18 protein-coding genes are annotated in these 17,212 nt (G+C 50.3%); 10 read left to right on the forward strand and 8 right to left on the reverse strand.

The window, feature by feature from the left end:
* Positions 1–48 precede the first annotated feature (48 nt).
* The gene (locus CDA54_RS16525) at positions 49–2,613 is read left to right on the forward strand and encodes a M14 family metallopeptidase (RefSeq protein WP_229748199.1); all 2,565 of its coding nucleotides are present in this window, start codon (positions 49–51) and stop codon (positions 2,611–2,613) included.
* Here CDA54_RS16525 and CDA54_RS16530 read toward each other — a convergent pair.
* Positions 2,594–3,283, reverse strand: coding sequence for a ComF family protein (locus CDA54_RS16530; RefSeq protein WP_099036149.1), 690 nt, complete (start codon positions 3,281–3,283; stop codon positions 2,594–2,596). The two genes, CDA54_RS16525 and CDA54_RS16530, sit on opposite strands and share 20 nt — an antisense overlap.
* Before the next feature lie 43 nt (positions 3,284–3,326).
* Between CDA54_RS16530 and bioH the strand changes: the two genes are divergently transcribed.
* From bioH to CDA54_RS16545, 3 genes are all read left to right on the forward strand, one after another.
* A complete protein-coding gene (gene bioH, locus CDA54_RS16535) occupies positions 3,327–4,094 on the forward strand; it encodes a pimeloyl-ACP methyl ester esterase BioH (RefSeq protein WP_099036150.1) in 768 nt (255 codons plus the stop codon).
* A gap of 89 nt (positions 4,095–4,183) precedes the next feature.
* Positions 4,184–4,504 carry a hypothetical protein gene (locus tag CDA54_RS16540; RefSeq protein WP_099036151.1) on the forward strand — a complete coding sequence of 107 codons (321 nt, stop codon included), beginning with the start codon at positions 4,184–4,186 and terminating at the stop codon, positions 4,502–4,504.
* A 6-nt stretch (positions 4,505–4,510) separates the two neighbouring features.
* Positions 4,511–5,443, forward strand: coding sequence for a putative metalloprotease CJM1_0395 family protein (locus tag CDA54_RS16545; RefSeq protein ID WP_229748198.1), 933 nt, complete (start codon positions 4,511–4,513; stop codon positions 5,441–5,443).
* Positions 5,444–5,475: 32 nt separating this feature from the next.
* Here CDA54_RS16545 and CDA54_RS16550 read toward each other — a convergent pair whose 3' ends face one another.
* From CDA54_RS16550 to fkpA, 3 genes are all read right to left on the reverse strand, one after another.
* Entirely contained in the window at positions 5,476–7,788 is a 2,313-nt protein-coding gene (locus CDA54_RS16550; RefSeq protein ID WP_099036152.1) for a Tex family protein, read from the reverse strand.
* A gap of 131 nt (positions 7,789–7,919) precedes the next feature.
* Complete coding sequence (greB, locus tag CDA54_RS16555) at positions 7,920–8,402, reverse strand: transcription elongation factor GreB (RefSeq protein ID WP_218962423.1); 483 nt, start codon at positions 8,400–8,402, stop codon at positions 7,920–7,922.
* A gap of 347 nt (positions 8,403–8,749) precedes the next feature.
* Positions 8,750–9,481, reverse strand: coding sequence for an FKBP-type peptidyl-prolyl cis-trans isomerase (gene fkpA / locus CDA54_RS16560; protein WP_099036153.1), 732 nt, complete (start codon positions 9,479–9,481; stop codon positions 8,750–8,752).
* Between the two features lie 121 nt (positions 9,482–9,602).
* Here fkpA and CDA54_RS16565 point away from each other — a divergent pair, with 121 nt between their 5' ends.
* Entirely contained in the window at positions 9,603–10,571 is a 969-nt protein-coding gene (locus tag CDA54_RS16565; protein WP_099036154.1) for a WD40 repeat domain-containing protein, read from the forward strand.
* A 40-nt stretch (positions 10,572–10,611) separates the two neighbouring features.
* On the forward strand, positions 10,612–10,827 hold the full coding sequence (locus CDA54_RS16570) for a SlyX family protein (protein ID WP_099036155.1): 216 nt from the start codon (positions 10,612–10,614) through the stop codon (positions 10,825–10,827).
* 324 nt (positions 10,828–11,151) lie between these two features.
* Here the strand turns inward: CDA54_RS16570 and CDA54_RS16575 are convergent, their stop codons facing one another.
* Positions 11,152–11,355 (reverse strand): YheV family putative zinc ribbon protein, encoded by a 204-nt coding sequence (locus tag CDA54_RS16575; RefSeq protein ID WP_099036156.1) that lies wholly within the window; start codon positions 11,353–11,355, stop codon positions 11,152–11,154.
* A gap of 63 nt (positions 11,356–11,418) precedes the next feature.
* On the opposite strand from CDA54_RS16575, the gene CDA54_RS16580 reads away from it, so the two are divergent.
* From CDA54_RS16580 to CDA54_RS16595, 4 genes are all read left to right on the forward strand, one after another.
* Positions 11,419–13,332, forward strand: a complete 1,914-nt coding sequence (locus tag CDA54_RS16580) for an ATP-binding cassette domain-containing protein (RefSeq protein ID WP_099036157.1) — start codon at positions 11,419–11,421, stop codon at positions 13,330–13,332.
* Positions 13,316–13,753, forward strand: a complete 438-nt coding sequence (locus CDA54_RS16585) for a TIGR02444 family protein (RefSeq protein ID WP_180237258.1) — start codon at positions 13,316–13,318, stop codon at positions 13,751–13,753. The genes CDA54_RS16580 and CDA54_RS16585 overlap by 17 nt, the downstream gene beginning before the upstream one ends.
* A gap of 267 nt (positions 13,754–14,020) precedes the next feature.
* Entirely contained in the window at positions 14,021–15,028 is a 1,008-nt protein-coding gene (locus CDA54_RS16590; protein ID WP_229748197.1) for a hydrolase, read from the forward strand.
* The gene (locus CDA54_RS16595) at positions 15,025–15,240 is read left to right on the forward strand and encodes a YheU family protein (protein ID WP_099036160.1); all 216 of its coding nucleotides are present in this window, start codon (positions 15,025–15,027) and stop codon (positions 15,238–15,240) included. Before CDA54_RS16590 ends, CDA54_RS16595 begins: the two co-directional genes overlap by 4 nt.
* Here CDA54_RS16595 and CDA54_RS16600 read toward each other — a convergent pair.
* The 3 genes from CDA54_RS16600 to nudE are packed head-to-tail and all read right to left on the reverse strand — an operon-like array spanning position 15,237 to position 17,199.
* The gene (locus tag CDA54_RS16600) at positions 15,237–15,797 is read right to left on the reverse strand and encodes a YceI family protein (protein WP_099036161.1); all 561 of its coding nucleotides are present in this window, start codon (positions 15,795–15,797) and stop codon (positions 15,237–15,239) included. The two genes, CDA54_RS16595 and CDA54_RS16600, sit on opposite strands and share 4 nt — an antisense overlap.
* Positions 15,784–16,632 (reverse strand): 3'(2'),5'-bisphosphate nucleotidase CysQ, encoded by an 849-nt coding sequence (cysQ, locus tag CDA54_RS16605; protein WP_099036162.1) that lies wholly within the window; start codon positions 16,630–16,632, stop codon positions 15,784–15,786. The genes CDA54_RS16600 and cysQ overlap by 14 nt, the downstream gene beginning before the upstream one ends.
* On the reverse strand, positions 16,633–17,199 hold the full coding sequence (nudE, locus tag CDA54_RS16610; protein WP_099036163.1) for an ADP compounds hydrolase NudE: 567 nt from the start codon (positions 17,197–17,199) through the stop codon (positions 16,633–16,635). It lies immediately after the preceding gene.
* Positions 17,200–17,212: the final 13 nt, after the last annotated feature.

The raw sequence follows: 17,212 nt of genomic DNA on the forward strand, positions 1-17,212 counted from the left end.
CTAGCTGATAGCTTGGTAGTATAGATTGAACGAAACCTAGAGGCTTAAATGGGACGTTGGTTACAAATTGCGTTGATGGCAGTAGTGCTGAGCGGTATCAGCAATGTGCACGCTCAGGTTGAGAGCGATCTGGATTATTTGCCGGACACGGTAAGTTATGATCAGGCCGTGCCGAAACCAGAGTCTGTGTTGGGGTATCCTGTTGGTACCTGGCATGTTCGTCATGATCAGTTAGTCAGCTATATGCGGGCTCTGGCGCAAAGCTCCCCCCGTGTGAGTATTGAGGAAATGGGACGTTCTCATGAGCAGCGGCCGTTATTACTGCTGACATTCAGCTCAAAGAAAAACCAACAGCAAATCGATGATATCCGTCAGCAACATTTGCAAAGTCTCGAAGGTCAGAACAATAGCGATCTGCCGCTGGTACTGTGGATGGGTTACAGCGTGCATGGTGATGAACCTTCCGGTGCCAACGCTGCCCTATTAATTGCTTACTACCTGGCTGCAGCTCAGGGCCCGGAAGTGGATAAACTTCTTGATGAGGCGGTAATTCTAATGGAACCGGCGCTTAATCCTGACGGCTTGTCCCGCTTTGCCCAGTGGGCGAACATGCACAAGGGTGAAAACATGGTTGCTGATGCCAATCACAGGGAACATTGGCAGCACTGGCCCAGTGGTCGCACTAATCATTACTGGTTCGATCTGAACCGCGATTGGTTGTTGCTGACTCATCCTGAATCCCGGGCCAGACTGAAGCAATATCACAACTGGCGGCCTCATGTGGTGACAGATTTCCATGAAATGGGTACCAACAGCACCTACTTTTTTCAGCCTGGGGTGCCATCGCGGAAGAATCCCTGGACCCCCGACAACAATGTCAGTCTGACTGAAGCCATGGGTGAATATCATGCTAAGGCACTGGATGATACCCAACAGCTCTATTTCACTCAGGAGGGGTTCGATGACTTTTACTACGGCAAAGGGTCAACCTATCCCGATGCCCATGGCAGTGTCGGTATTTTATTTGAGCAGGCCAGCAGTCGGGGGCATCTGCAGGAATCTGTGCATGGTGAACTGAGTTTCCCGCAAACCATTCAGAATCAGATCACCACATCATTGTCGACTTTCGCCGGGGCTCTGGCCAATAAGGCCTCTTTGTCGGAGCATTTGCAGAGTTTTACCGATGAAGCACTGCAACTGGCAAAAAACGATGATCTGTCTGGTTATTTGCTGACCGAAGCTCGTGACAAGAGCCGATTTAAGGCGCTGCTGGAAATACTCCGCCAACACCAGATACAGGTAAAGGGGTTGAGCAAATCGATAGAACGTAATGGTCAGCGTTTTGCCCCTGAAGATTCGGTGTTTGTACCCCTTAATCAGCCTCAATACCGGCTGATCAAATCCATTTTCTCCACCCGAACCAGTTTTGACGACAATACTTTTTATGATGTTTCAAACTGGAATCTGCCGCTGGCGTTCAATATCGAATACGAAGAAGTTGAGCGCGGTTTCTGGCGTAAGTTACCGTTAACCGACAGCTTGCCAGACTTTGATCCGGTACTCGCTGAGCCTGCGGAGAATGCCTATGCTTATGCGTTTTCCTGGCAGGACTCTAAGGCACCTGCTCTGTTGCAGGCGTTGTTAGAGCATGATACACAGGTCAAGATAGCTTCCACGGCATTTACAGCAATTACGCCGCGGGGAAAAGTCAGTTTTGAACCCGGAGCCGTGCTGATCCCTGCTGCACTTAAGCAGCCCGAAGGGTGGCGGGATATTGTCCGGCAGCATTCTAATCAGCACCATATCAAATTATGGTCTGTCACCAGTGGCCTGACGCCACAGGGCAATGATCTGGGTAGCCGGACCATGGCATTAGTTAAGCAGCCTAAAGTAATGATGATTGCTGGCGCAGGGAGTTCTCAGTACGAGGCGGGTGAAATCTGGCACTATTTTGACCAGCGTGTTGGTTTACCACTGACCATTCTGGATATGGACAGACTGCGCAGTGTATCGCTCTCTGGTTACAGTCATATCATTATGGCGGATGGGAATTTCAGCGGTATCGCCGATAAACAAGTCAAGGCCATCCAGGATTGGGTAGAACAGGGTGGTGTGCTAATAACACAGAAGCGTGCAGCGAAATGGGCCAGTGAGAATGACTTGCTCAAAGCCACCTTTATGTCGCAAAAAGAGCTGAGTAGTGGTTTTGATACCACTAAGCTGAGCTATGCAGACAAAGACGCTCTGGAGGCGAAAAAGCGCATTGCCGGCGCAGTATTCAGCGCAGAGATAGACCCCTCCCATCCTCTGGGTTTTGGGTACTCACAACGCGCGTTACACTTCCTGCGCAACAGTACTTTGGCCATGCATGTTCCCGCTGCGCCTTTCGTGACCGTGTCCCGTTATACAACGAAGCCTCTTAAGGCAGGTTACGCCAGCGAAGAGATGATAGAGCATATGGCCGGTAAGGCGAATATAGTCGCCCATAAACTGGGCCGGGGTAAGGTCATTGGAGTGACGGACAATCTTAGCTTCCGGGGATACTGGTATGGCACCAGCAGGATCCTCAGCAATGCCATTTATCTGTCTGACTTCATTGATGCAGAGGGCTGATGGCGATGGTCCATACCTCTATTTCCAAATCGGGGTAGTGCTGTAACAACGTGTCACAGAGGCTGTTGATGGTTGTGCCGGTGGTGATGATATCATCCACAACCGCGACCCGTCTGACCTCAAGCTTTCCGGTCAGAGTGAAAGCCTGTTTGAGGTTACGACGGCGCTGGGCGCCAGAAAGCTCTGTCTGTGGCTGTGTATCTTTACTTCGTTTACATACCTCGGCCAGTGGCAAGCCACTGCGCTGATTGAGTCGTTTAGCAATTTCCATCGCCTGGTTGTAGTGTCTGGTTCTGTAGCGTGAAGAAGACAGGGGGACGGGAATAATTGCCTCCGGCCAGGGGCTGTATTGTGTGAGTACATGATCATAGAATATATCCGCCAGTGCTCTGGCATTGCGGGGCTTGCGGGAAAATTTCAGACTTCTGATCAGCGTATCCAGCGGCCACTGGTATTCTCCGCACGCCAGCAACCGCTGGTATTTTGCTGCCCCCAGGCCCTGACGTATTTTTGGCCAAAGTAACAGGTTATATGCACAGGCCTGCAAATTGAACAACTTCAGATCACTCTGACACCAGGGGCACAACAAATCCTGACTGTGCTGATAACAAAGCAGGCAGGATTGCGAGTTGAGTGCAGCCCGGAGCAAGGTTGTTATGGATATAGGCATTTCCTTTGCCTGGTAAGGTTTTAATCATAGAGGATAGTTTATTTTGCCATTGATTGCAGAGCAGCTGGGAAGCGGCCCGGAACTGGTCTTTTTGCATGGCTGGGGGCTAAACAGCGCCGTATGGAAGAATTTCGTTGCGGGATTGAGCCATGAGTACCGGATCACACTGATAGATTTGCCCGGCTTTGGTGTGAACAACCAGATTCTTCCCGATAACTATAATCTGGATGCGATTACCACCATGATTGGCGAAGTACTTCCGTCAGCATCGGTATTGATTGGTTGGTCGTTGGGTGGGCTGGTGGCACAAAAGCTGGCTATTGAATACCCGGACAGAGTTCAAAGATTGATTTGTGTGGCTACAACGCCAAAATTTAAGGCAGAGATAAACTGGCCAGGTATTAAACCTGAGGTGCTGAAAGCCTTTGCCAGCCAGTTACATTCTGACGTGAATGCCACGGTGAATCGCTTCTTAGCTATTCAGGCAATGGGTAGCCCTCGCGCAAAAGCTGATATTCTGGCTCTTAAGTCTTTGTTGGATGAGCGGCCGGCAGCTGCCGCTGCAGCCTTGTCAGGGGGGCTGGAAATACTCCGGCAAGCCGACATTCGCTCACAGTTACCGGCAATTCAGTGCCCCACTCTGCGAATATACGGTAAGAAGGACAGTCTGGTGCCAGTTGCGGTGACGGAAGAGGTTGAGCGACTGCAACCCGCCAGTGTATCCATGCTCTTTCCCGGAGCCTCTCATGCTCCTTTTATTTCCCATGCAAATGAATTTGAGACTGCAATCAGAGACTATCTGACAAACTGATATCTGCTAGCCAGTGCATGAAACAGCCGATCTAAGCTTCCAATTTTCCTCCGTTTGGTTAATAATTAACCATGAGGTGAGGTAGAACTATGTCTGTACAATTTGACGGTAATATCAATTCGGCACTAATGTCGGGCATGCTTGGTGTGCAAAAAGCATCGGATGGAATAACACAACATTCGATCAGTCTTGCACAGCAGCAGGCTCAGCTGCGTACACCTGAAGACGTGTTAACTGATGCTGCCAGGCAACAGCTTGGTATGGCCGGTAAAATGCTGCCTTCGGGCGGAGACAATATGACGTCGGATCTTGTTGGCCTCAGTCTTAATTTGCGCAACGCTCAGGCCAGCACTAAAGTACTTGAAGTGGTGAAGGACACCATAGGTACGCTAATTGATGAGAAGGCCTGATCAGTCATGTTGAACATTACTGCTCCGGCAATGACAGCATATCCCCTGAATACCTCGAATATGAACACCGAGGCAGCCCGGCGGGATAATGTACTGCGCGAAACTGTGCCACAGGTCAGCAATACTGAAGATTCTGCGGCTCAGTCCGGCTTAGGTTCAGAATCCGATCGAATTAAGAAGCCTGGTCAGGCTCCGCAACCCATTACTTATGACAAATACGGCATGGCCGAACAGGGTCAGAATGCCCTGAATAAAGATAATGGTGAGGATCCCAGTGCCGGTAAGCAGGACGCAAGAAGTCGCCAGGAACAACAGCAAGAGGCTGCAGAACAAAGAGACGTCAAGGAGCTCAAGGAACGGGATCGTGAGGTTCGCACCCATGAGCAGGCTCATGCCTCTGTAGGTGGGCAGTATGCGGGTTCGCCAAGTTATGAGTTTGAAACGGGCCCCGATGGTCAGCGTTATGCTGTCGGTGGTGAAGTTTCCATTGATGTTTCAAAAGAAGCAGAACCCGAAGAAACGTTGCGTAAGATGCAGCAGGTCAGGTCCGCTGCACTGGCACCGGCAGAGCCTTCACCTCAGGATTTACGTGTTGCTGCTGAAGCCCAGCAAAAGTCTTCGGAAGCCCGGCAGGATATTGCCGAAGAGCGGGCTCAGGCATTAGGCGCGCGAGTAGATAGCCTGGCCGGCGAGAAAGAGAGTTCTCAGGCTCAGGCCCCGGAACTTGATGATATCGTCTCAGGAAGTGATATATCCCCCCCTACGCGTAAACTGAAAGAGGGCGATCCGGTAGCAGAAGCGGCGGGGCTGGAGTCAGACAGCAGTGAATTTCGCTCTGCCAGAAGAGATTTAGAGATAGATGCCAGAGCTCTGCGTATCGCCAGCTTCTACCAGCAGATCGACCAGCCCAGGCAATCAGGCCTGCAACAAAGCGCCTGATACCCCGGCCTCTACCTATATACCAACAATTTTCAGGATTTCTTTGCCTTGGCAAAGGCCTCGGCCATCGCGCTGTTAGCTGCCGGAGGCGCATTACGTGGCGTTGATTGCCGGTTTTTGTTGGGTTTTCCACGACTTGCTTGCTTATGCTGTTCCTGCGGTTTAGCTGCTTTTCCAGGCTCGTCTTTCAGACGCATACTAAAGGAAATGCGCTTACGGTCCGCATCCACCTCCATGACTTTCACCTTGACAATATCGCCGGCTTTTACCACTTCACGGGGATCTGAGATAAACTTATCAGTCATCGCGGAAATATGTACCAGTCCATCCTGATGAACTCCCACATCCACAAAAGCACCAAAGTTGGCTACATTACTGACCACACCCTCAAGAATCATCCCGACCTTCAGATCCTTGATCGTCTCTACGCCGTCTTTAAATGTAGCGGTCTTAAATTCAGGGCGTGGATCCCGGCCTGGTTTATCCAGCTCACTCAGAATATCAGTCACCGTAGGAATACCAAACTGATCATCAGCGTAATCCGCGGCTTTGAGTGTGCGTATTACCTCGCTGTTACCGATAAGCGCCTCCATCTCTGTGTTGAGATGCTGGCAGATATTCTCAACCAGTTTGTAGGCCTCGGGATGCACAGCCGAGGTATCCAGTGGGTTATCACCATTGCGGATACGCAAGAATCCGGCAGCCTGCTCAAAGGCTTTCGGGCCAAGGCGGTCGACCTTGAGTAACTGTTTTCTGTTTACAAATGCCCCCTGTGTATCGCGCTGCTGGACAATATTCTGCGCCAGTGTGCGATTCAATCCTGAGACATAACTGAGCAATGCCGAAGACGCAGTGTTGACATCTACGCCTACCGCATTAACACAATCTTCCACCACGGCATCGAGGGATTTGCCCAACAGGCTCTGACTGACATCATGCTGGTATTGGCCAACACCTATGGCTTTTGGCTCGATCTTTACCAATTCTGCCAGCGGATCCTGTAACCGGCGGGCAATTGAAACTGCACCACGCAGAGACACATCCATACCTGGTAATTCTGCCGAAGCGGTTTCTGATGCCGAATACACAGAAGCCCCAGCTTCACTGACCATAATCTTGCTAATTTTCATTTCGGGTAGCGCTTTGACTACTTCCGCGGCCAGTTTGTCCGTTTCCCGCGAGCCAGTGCCATTGCCAATGCTGATTAGATTGACCTTATATTGCTGGCACAGATTGATCAGCGTTCTCAACCCCTTGTCCCACTGGTTTTGGGGGGCATGGGGGAAGATAGTGCTGGTGTTGAGTACCTTTCCGGTGGCATCAACTATGGCAATTTTTACCCCTGTGCGCAGCGCCGGGTCGAGTCCCATAGTGATTTTGTCCCCGGCTGGTGCGGCCATCAGCAAATCATGCAGGTTTTTGGCAAAAACGCTGATGGCTTCTTTTTCTGCCCGCTCGCGCAATGCACCAAAGAGTTCCGTTTCCATATGCAACTGAATTTTCACCCGCCAGGTCCACTGTACAACAGATTTAAGCCAGTCATCTGCGGGCCGTTTTTGATCTGTGATATTCAGATGATTCGCAATAATGACTTCACAATAAGAGCTTCTGTCATTTTCTTCATTGGCAGGATCGGCAACCATATTGACTCTCAGCACACCCTCATTACGGCCCCTGAACATTGCCAGAGCGCGATGAGAAGGTACTTTGTGCAGCGCCTCGCTATGAGCGAAATAGTCTTTGTACTTAGCACCGTCCTTTTCTTTCCCATCCACCAGCGTACTTTGTATATGGGCCTGCTTTGTAAGGTGCTGTCGAATCTTTTGCAGCAATGCTGCATCTTCCGCGAAGCGTTCAATAAGAATATAACGAGCCCCCTCCAGTGCAGCTTTACTATCGCTTATACCCTTTTCTGGGTTAATAAAGTCAGCAGCCAGAGTTTGTGGATCCTGCTCAGGATCCCGGAAAAGGCTCTCAGCGAGAGGCTCCAGGCCTGCCTCGATGGCAATTTGTCCTTTGGTGCGGCGCTTGGGCTTAAAGGGAAGATAAAGATCTTCCAGTTCAGTTTTATTATCCGCCGCGCGAATTTTCTGCTCCAGTTCAGGACTGAGCTTGTCCTGGTCCTGAATGGACTTGAGGATAACCAGACGTCTGTCTTCCAGTTCTCGCAAGTAACCAAGCCTTTGTTCCAGCGTGCGAAGCTGACTGTCGTCAAGACCTTCTGTCGCCTCTTTACGGTAGCGGGCAATGAAGGGCACGGTAGCGCCGTCATCCAGAAGAGTGACAGCGGCCTGGATCTGTCGGGGAGTAGCGGAGAGTTCGCTGGCAATTTTTTCAATGATCATGGTATGCCCTGATGGCGTAAATGAATAAGAGAGTGCAAGCAGCCTTTATAAGGGCTATGCCGTTAAATTTCTACCTTCGCCTGGTAAAAAGGCTTCTGAACACAGTGCAACCGACCAATTAGTACTCAGCTTTATTCCTGTTCGTAATCAACCCGATTGATAAACCACTGTTTTCTGCCGGTGGGGGTGTTCACCCACACTTCCTCGTCGGGCTGTTTTTTTAATAAGGCCCGGGCCATGGGTGCATCAATGGATATGTAGTCTTTGCGATCATATATTTCGTCTGGTCCGACAATGCGAAATGTGAGTGTCTCGCCCTGATCATTTTCTATCTCGACCCAGGCACCAAAGAACACCCTGCCTTTTTGCTGTTCTGAATAATCGACAATCTGAACAGACTCCAGCCGCTTTCGCAGGTAGCGAACACGGCGATCAATCTCCCGCAGCATCTTTTTATTGTACTGGTAGTCGGCGTTTTCACTGCGATCACCCAGGCTGGCTGCCCAACTCACTTTTTTGGTGATATCGGGCCGTTTCTCCCGCCACAGGTAGTCAAGTTCCTGTTTCAGTTGATTAAAGCCTTGCCGTGTAATCAGGTTCGTTTTTTTCATCATAACCAGTGGTAAAAATAACAGCCTTATATATGACAAAAATGTTTCAAAAATGAAACGCAAATAGTTGGGGAGCTTCTACACTTAGTAGTGTGGACGCAAGAGTTCGGGAAATGGCCCGAAGTGCGTTTTCAACGGAGCTGCAGGCCTTGTCTATCGGGCCCGTAAGCAATCAACTATCATAGTACGTATGAAAAGATAGTCATCAAATCTACAGTGTTCAGAACCGGTTAAATCCGGAAATATTCACCCGTATAACGGGTATTGTAATGAGCGGACCCAAGGTTCAGCAAGGAAACAGCTGGTATAAGAGAATGACCGGGCACAAACAGTGCCCGGTTTTTTATTGTCTACTTGGTGTTGTCTTCAATATCCAGCAATTCCACTTCAAATATCAGTGTGGAATTGGGTGTAATTTTACCTGTCGAGCGCTCACCATAAGCCAGGTCCGACGGAACAAAAAACTTGTATTTTGAGCCTACGCTCATCAATTGCACGCCTTCAGTCCAGCCCGAAATCACTCTGTTCAGAGGGAACACGGCTGCTTCATCACGCTTATAAGACGAGTCGAACTCAGTGCCATCGAGTAATGTACCCCGGTAATGAACTTTTACCGTGTCTTCCGCACTGGGCTTTTCGCCCTCACCCTGTTCCAGCACTTCATACTGTAAACCGGATTCAGTAACGGTTACTTCTTCACGGGCGGCATTTTTCTCTAAAAACGCCTGACCTTCTGCCAGATTCTTTTCGCTCTGCTGCTCAGCTAATGCTGCTTGCTTTTCATTTACCAGGCTGTCCAGGGCGGTCAATACCTTTCTGATTTCCTCCTCATCCATTTTTGACTCTGCAGTCAGGGCATCGACAAAGCCCTTGATGACGAGATCGCGCTTGAGTTCCACTTCTACCTGTTCCTGGGAATCCAGCTTCTGATCAATAAACTGACCGACAGACACACCCAGACCATAAGCCTGTTGCTGCTCGGTACTTTCCAGTTTTACTTCTTCAGGCTTGGATTGCTCTGGCTGACATGCACTAAGACCGAGACCAGCAAGGACCATTGTTGCGATGGCGGTTTTTCTCATTTACTTCTCCAATTTGTTGTAAGCTGGCAGGTAGACTGCGCAGTAATTGATTTGTTCCGGAAGCCTTTATCAGGGCTTATACTAAACCGACAAGCACAAAAGCGAAACCTAAAAGGATCTCATGCGAAATTTGTGGCCCGTTATTCTGGCAGTACTGATTTTGTCAGCCTGCTCTGTTCCCGGCAGTTCTCCTTTGCAGAGTTATGCTTTTGCCCCAGGCGGCGCGTTAGCTGCGGCTCTGTCAATTAATGGTGAGGTGGCCGTGGTCTCAACAGTAGAAAATGGTGTAGAGGTCTGGGATGTAAAGGAAAACACTCTGCGTTATCAATGGCGACATCAGGGAGAGGGCAATAACCTGGTAGCCACTATCGCCATCTCAGCGGATTCGGAGTTTGTTGCCACCGCCGATCATGATGCATTCGCACTCTGGAGTATGGCCAGCGGCGACCCCGTAGGGTTCTGGCGCATTGATGAATCACGTATCCGTGACATCGCGGTTTCTGAGGGGGGCAGCAGCATACTGGTGGGGCGAAGCAATGGCCAGGTGATGTATTTCGAGCCTGCAACGGGGCGGCGTCTGGAATTTCTTGGTCATCAGGAAAAGATAAACTCGGTGGCGTTGTCACCAAATGGTCGCTATGCACTGACCGGTAGCAGTGACTACATCGCCTATTTGTGGGACACGCGCAGTGGGCAGGTGGTGTACAGCTTTTCACATCCGAGTCGGGTAACGAAGGTGGCACTGGACAGAAAGGGCAGACTGGCCTTCACCGCTGACAGTAAAAACAATGCCAGAATCTGGGATTTGACCACCGGAGAACAACTCAGTCAGCTCAGCTATCTGCAGCGCCAGAAGATCTTTTCTGCCGCCCGGTTTTCAGATGATGGTAAGTACTTGCTTACCGGTTCACCAGGAAGAGCACTGAACTTATGGAATGCGAGTACCGGCGATGAAGTTGAAGATTGGCGTGTGGCGCCCCGTGCGGGTCGCCAACCACAAAGTGCTGTGGTGTATGATGTTGCGTTTCTACCCAATAACAGAGTATTGTCCGCCAGCAGCAGTGGCCTGGCTGAAATCTGGGGCTACTGAAGACCACTATATTCAACAATAATTAATCAGGGTGAGCAGAATGCAAAATCAGTTCGAGCAGGATATTGAAGCCTTGCAAACCAAAGTGGCTCATCAGGAAGATACAATAGAGACCTTGAGTAATGCGTTAGCTGAGCAACAACAACAACTGGATAAGTTAACCTTTAAGATGAACCATGTCGTCAACAAGCTTAAAGACCTGCAGCCATCCAACCTTGCCAGTGAGGAAGACGAAACCCCGCCGCCCCATTATTGATCTGAACTGGTGTTCGCTCAAAAAGAAATTCACCACAGAGCCACAGAGGGCACAGAGAAGCGCAATATCATGTAGGGTCCAATTTATTGGACTGCTCCAGAATATTTGTCGAATGAATTCCATCCTTAGGTTCGCGAGACAATACANCGCAATATCATGTAGGGTCCAATTTATTGGACTGCTCCAGAATATTTGTCGAATGAATTCCATCCTTAGGTTCGCGAGACAATACATCCATGTATCCGCTTTCGACACTACAACCCCTGCGTCTTTGCGCCTCTGCGAGAGATAGTTAGTTGTTGGTGATGTTAGTGGTTGCCACTATCAGGGTTTAAATACCCCAATCACGTTTCCGCTTGAGCGTTTTGCTGCCTCTACCTTGTCATCGGCTCTGGACTTGCTGAAACCGCAACTGACACACTCCACATGCTCAATATTGTTTTGCAGGTACACCATCAGGGTGTCCATCGTCTGGCATTCAGGGCACACGGCCCCGGCGATAAAGCGTTTGCGGGTTTTTTCTGACATGGTAATTAGCTGTTTGAATAGAGATGTTATGATACCCGCCCTTGAAGTAAGAGCCAAATCGATATGATCCAGATATCCGAACTTAGTCTGATGCGTGGTGCCAAGGCGTTACTGGAAGACGCCAGCGCCAGCATTTATCCCGGCCATAAAGTTGGCCTGGTGGGCCCCAATGGCTGCGGAAAGTCCAGCTTATTTGCCTTGCTCAGGGGGCGGTTGCAGGCGGATACCGGTATCTGTGAGGTGCCCAGACAATGGCAGATTGCGACGGTAGCACAGGAGACAACGGCTTCTTCGCGTCCGGCTCTGGATTATGTGATTGACGGTGATCAGCGCCTCAGAGAAATTCAGGCACAGCTGCAACAGGCTGAGCAGAATCATCAGGGGGAGCGGATGGCCACCCTGCATCAGCAACTGGAGCAGGCTGGGGGCTATCAGGTGGAGGCCAGAGCCGCCACTATTCTGGCCGGGCTGGGGTTTTCTCAGCAGCAGATCAGTGAGCCTGTCAGTCATTTTTCCGGGGGCTGGCGAATGCGTCTTAATCTGGCGCAGGCTTTATTATGTCAGTCCGATCTGATGTTACTCGATGAACCCACCAATCACCTGGATCTCGATGCGGTTATCTGGCTGGAGCGTTTTCTTGTCCGATATCCGGGCACATTGATATTGATTTCCCATGACAAAGCTTTCCTCGACGCGACCGTGGGTGAAATTATCGCCATCGAACAGCAACAGCTAATCAGTTACAAAGGTAATTACTCGGCTTTCGAACAGCAGCGGGCCGAGCGTCTGCGCCTGCAGGATCTGCAATATCGTAAACAGCAACAGCAGGCGGCGCATCTGCAGTCTTTTATTGACCGCTTCCGGGCCAAGGCCTCTAAAGCTAAACAGGCACAGAGCCGTATCAAACAACTGGAAAAGATGGAAAAACTGGCTCCCGCCCATTATCAGAGCGGTTTTTCTTTTGAATTTTTTCATCCTCCCAAATTGCCCAATCCCCTGGTGTCGATGGAACAGGTGAAAGTCGGTTATGCCGACACCGTGATTTTGCAGCAGTTGCAGCTGAATCTGGTGCCGGGCAGTCGTATTGGTCTTTTGGGGCGAAATGGTGCCGGGAAATCCACGTTGATTAAATTGCTGGCCGAAGAGCTTCGGCCGCTGGCGGGTGAATATCAGACATCGGCAGGTCTGCGCATAGGTTACTTCGCACAGCATCAACTGGAATACCTGCACATGGATGATTCACCCTTGCAGCACCTGCAGCGGCTGGATAGCAAAGCCACCGAACAGTCACTGCGGGATTTTCTGGGCGGTTTCGGTTTTCATGGTGATGCTGCGCTGGGCAAGGTGGCGCCTATGTCAGGCGGTGAGAAGGCCAGGTTAGTGCTGGCCCTGCTGGTTTACCAGAAGCCGAATCTGTTGTTGTTGGATGAGCCTACTAACCATCTTGATCTGGATATGCGCCATGCTCTGAATATCGCCCTGCAAGGGTTTGAAGGTGCGATGGTACTGGTATCCCACGATCGTTTTCTACTCGAGGCGGTGTGTGATGAATTCTATCTGGTGGATAGTGCGCAGGTGCAACCCTTTGCCGGTGACTTGCAGGATTACCGCCAGTGGTTGATGAGTGAAGCAGCGGAAGGCGATGAGAACAGGCCAGAACAGAAACCAAAGAATGACCGTAAGGCGATAAAGCGGCTTGAGGCCGAGTTCCGGCAAAAAACGCAGCCGCTGCGCAAGGCCCTGACCCGACAGGAAGGGGAAATGGATAAATTACATATCAGGCTGAAGGATATTGAACAGCAAATGCTGGATACCCGTCTGTACGAGGAGCAGCACAAGCAGGAACTGAAAACGTTGCTGGATGAGCAGGCCCGTCTTAAACAGACCCTCGAAGACACTGAAGCACAATGGCTGGAGACTCAGGAACAACTGGAACAGATGCAGCAGGAGTTTGAGTTTGATGCTCAGTGCCAGTGAGTTCTGGACTTTCAGTCTGAAGGTGTATCCTGACTGGCAGCAGACACTACTGCTGTTGCAGGATGAGTATGGCCTGAATATTAATCTGTTATTGTTCTGCATATACCTCGAAAAGAGCGGTCAGGGGCTGAGTGATCAGCAGATGGCCAGCCTTATACAGATCTGTGACCAGACAGCCACTCTGTTCACGTCAATGCGTGAGGTTCGCCGTGCCGCGAAAGGAGTAAATCAGCAGGTTTATTCACAACTTAAACAGGCTGAACTTGAACTGGAAAAACATCAGCAACAGGCCCTTATACTGGCGGCTAATTCTATGTCGTTTACTGAGCAGGACGAACAGAATACCCAGCGTTATGTCCGGCAACTACAATTGGCGCCCACAGACACAGTGCGGGCACTGCTAAATAAGCTGGTTTATTGACCGGCATCAAATCTTTTCTTCTGACGCGGGGGTATTCTGATCCTGAGCGAATTAATCAGGAGTGAATCATGTTAGCGCTTATTCTGAACGATCCTGTGGTGTGGGGGGCTCTGCTGGGCCTGGGAGTTACGGTTGCTATTTGCCTGTATTACTTGTATCTGTTTTTGCACAATACCAGCGAGGGCTGAACGGTTTCAAATAGGCTTGTGATCTGACCGTTGCTGTAGTCCAATCTGCAACATCATTAAATCAACAGTGAGTGTCGCAGTGAGCAAGGCCCCGTTTGGCCAGATTACCGAAAGTGAGTTTTCCCCTCCGTGGTGGGCACTGAACCGCCATATTCAGACGCTGTGGCCGAGGTTTATCCAGCGCAGAGCGCAGATCGATCTGCGCTGGGAACAGCTTGACCTGCCGGACGGAGACTTTGTAGAACTGGCCTGGACCCCACAACAACCTGATACCAAAGGGCTGGTGGTTTGCTTTCATGGCCTAGAGGGCTCGGTACGTTCACACTATGCTAATGATATGGCAGCCTTTTTACACAAGAAGGGCTGGCAAACGGTGGTAATGCATTTCCGCGGATGTGGCAACCGGCCAAACCTTACTCCCAGAGCGTATCATTCAGGAGATACCGAAGACGCCATTTATCTGCTGGAAAAATTACAGCGCCGCTATCCTCATTTACACCGTTATGCCGTTGGTTTTTCTCTTGGCGCCAATATGCTGCTGAAACTGCTCGGCGAAAATATCCATCAACGGTGGATAAAGGGTGCCGTGGCGATTTCTCCTCCGCTGAAGCTGGCCGAATGTGCTTCCAGCATTGGCCGTGGTTTCTCTCAGGTTTATCAGCGCTACTTACTCAACAGCATGCGCAACAGATTATTGGGCAAAATGCAGCAACTGGATTATTCGGGGCTGCTCGACATTGATGCAAAAAGAGTCAGTAGTTTTAAATGCTTCAGGGATTTCGATCAGTATGTGACAGCACCACTGCATGGTTTCGAAGATGCCGATGACTATTATCTTCAATGCAGTGCAATCCGTTATTTACGCCATATTCAGACCCCCACTCTGGTATTGCACGCTGCCGATGACCCTTTTATGAATGCGTCTGTGATCCCTCAGGCCAGCGAGTTATCCGCCGATGTCAGGCTGGAACTGAGCCGCAAGGGGGGCCATGTAGGATTTATGCAGGGCACGCCCTGGCAACCCGTAATATGGACCCATCAGCGGGTTTTGTCTTTCTTAACCGAAAACCAGGCGGTACCGGCATGATCATTCCCATCAGCGAATTACAACAGGATACCCTGGAGCAGATTATTGAGTCATTTGTACTCAGAGAAGGTACAGATTACGGGGAGCAGGAAGTCAGTCTGGCGGAGAAAGTGGCTCAGATACATCAGCAGCTAAAACAGGGTGAAGTGCTGCTGGTGTACTCTGAACTCTATGAAACGGTAAATATTGTGCCTAAAGAGCACTACGACTAGCCGGAAAATACCACATTAAAACTAACCGGCACGATGAGATCAATACTGTCCAGCCCGGCGATTTCTCTGAGTTTTTTGATGCCATCAGTCAGGCCAAACTCAATCGCGCTGATCAGTACCGGTTGGACGCTGGTGGCAACAAAGGCGCCATTCTTCAGTCGGCTTATCTGTACCAACATTGGCAGGGTTTTGGTTTTCGTATTCAGCTCCAGACTCCCTTCAATCTCCACTTGCTGAGTCTCACCGGAGGCCATCGACAATACTGATTGAGGGACCTTCGCACTCAGTCGGGCTTTGGGAAAAAGCTTAAACAGATGTTCCTGTATGCGGGTATCACGAATCTCAATCTTTGTATCCACTGATGGCAGGTCAATGGCCACCTTCAGTGCGCCTTCTTCGCTGAGACTGCCACTAAAAGATCTGAAATGACTGATCTCAGTCACCTGGTCATTCTTGGTAGACAGAAAACTGATGCTGGATTGATCCTGATCCAGTTGCCAGGCCGCAGAAGCGGAAGCAGAGAGTAACAGCAGGCTCAGTAAGCTAATAATTTTCATCTTTGTCCTCTGGTTGTTGGTGTTGTACCACGTCCCTCCAGTCAACGTTAGGGTCGCCCAATACAACAAAGTCAGGGTTAATCAAGGTGTTACGTTTGTTATAAGTAAGGGGTTCAAAATTAGCGGCGAGTATTGTGCCACCGGCTTCGCTGACAATGCACTGTGAAGCGCCGGTATCCCACTCTCCGGTTGTACCTATTCTTAAGAATACATCGGCCTTTCCTTCAGCGATAAAGCAGGCTTTGAGTGAGCAACTGCCTAACGGCAAGGTCTGATAGATGCGCTTGTCATTCATTTTTGACATGACTTTGTCTCTGGCCTGGCGTCGGCTGATGGCAATCACCACCACGCCGTCTTTTGGATCCTCCAGTCGCCTGACACTGATGGCTTTGTCTTCCTTCGGGGTTTCTTTAAAAGCGCCCCTGCCTTTGCTGGCATAATACATGGAATCACCCGCAGGCCAGTAAATCACACCAATAACCGGCTGGTTGTCTTCAATCAGGGCAATATTAATCGCGAAGTCACCGCTACGGGCCACAAATTCCTGAGTGCCATCAATAGGGTCAATCAACCAGTAGCGCTGCCAGTGGCCACGATCGTTCAGTAGCCCATTATTCTGCTCTTCCGAAATAATCGGGATATCCGGTGATTCGCTGCTCAGTAACGAGGTAATGATTTCATTGGCACGGTAGTCGGCGGTGGTAACAGGGGAGTCATCGGCTTTTTCGAAGTGTTCATAATCTTCGGTGTCGTACAGGCGCAGCGCCACCCGGCCAGCCTCTCTGGCGGCTTTCTTAGCCAGTTCAAGTAAGCGGATATTTTCCTTTGTTGTCATTTACCTGTTATTCCTCAACCAGCGTTCAACCAGCAACAGGGCAGAAATGCTGCGAGCTTCGGTAAAGTCGGGCCTTTGCAGCAGGCTGTCCAGGTTCGTTACGTTCCAGGGTACCACGTCGAGGGGTTCGGGTTCGTCGCCAGGTAAGCGTTGTGGGTATAAATCTTCGGCAATCAGTATATCCATGCTGGCATTGAAAAAGGCGGGCGCCATACTGACTTTATGCAGAGGATGGAGTTTATGGGCGCCATAGCCTACCTCTTCCATCAGTTCCCGGTTACCTGCCTGTAATGCGTCTTCGCCCGGGTCAATCAGGCCTTTTGGAAATCCAAGCTGGTATGAATGTGTGCCGGCGGCGTACTCTCTGACCAGCAGCAGGGTGTCTGCATCGAGAAACGGTACCAGCATTACGGCACCACGACCCGAACCCCGCATGCGCTCAAACTCACGTCTTGCGCCATTGGAAAATTCCAGATCCAGCTTCTCAATGTGAAACAACCGGCTTTCGGCCACCACCGTTGCATCATGGATCCGGGGAAGAACTTTATCTGTGACGACTTTACTCATGTACCTGGAGCGT

The organism is Lacimicrobium alkaliphilum (assembly GCF_002591895.1).
GTDB lineage: Bacteria > Pseudomonadota > Gammaproteobacteria > Enterobacterales > Alteromonadaceae > Lacimicrobium > Lacimicrobium alkaliphilum.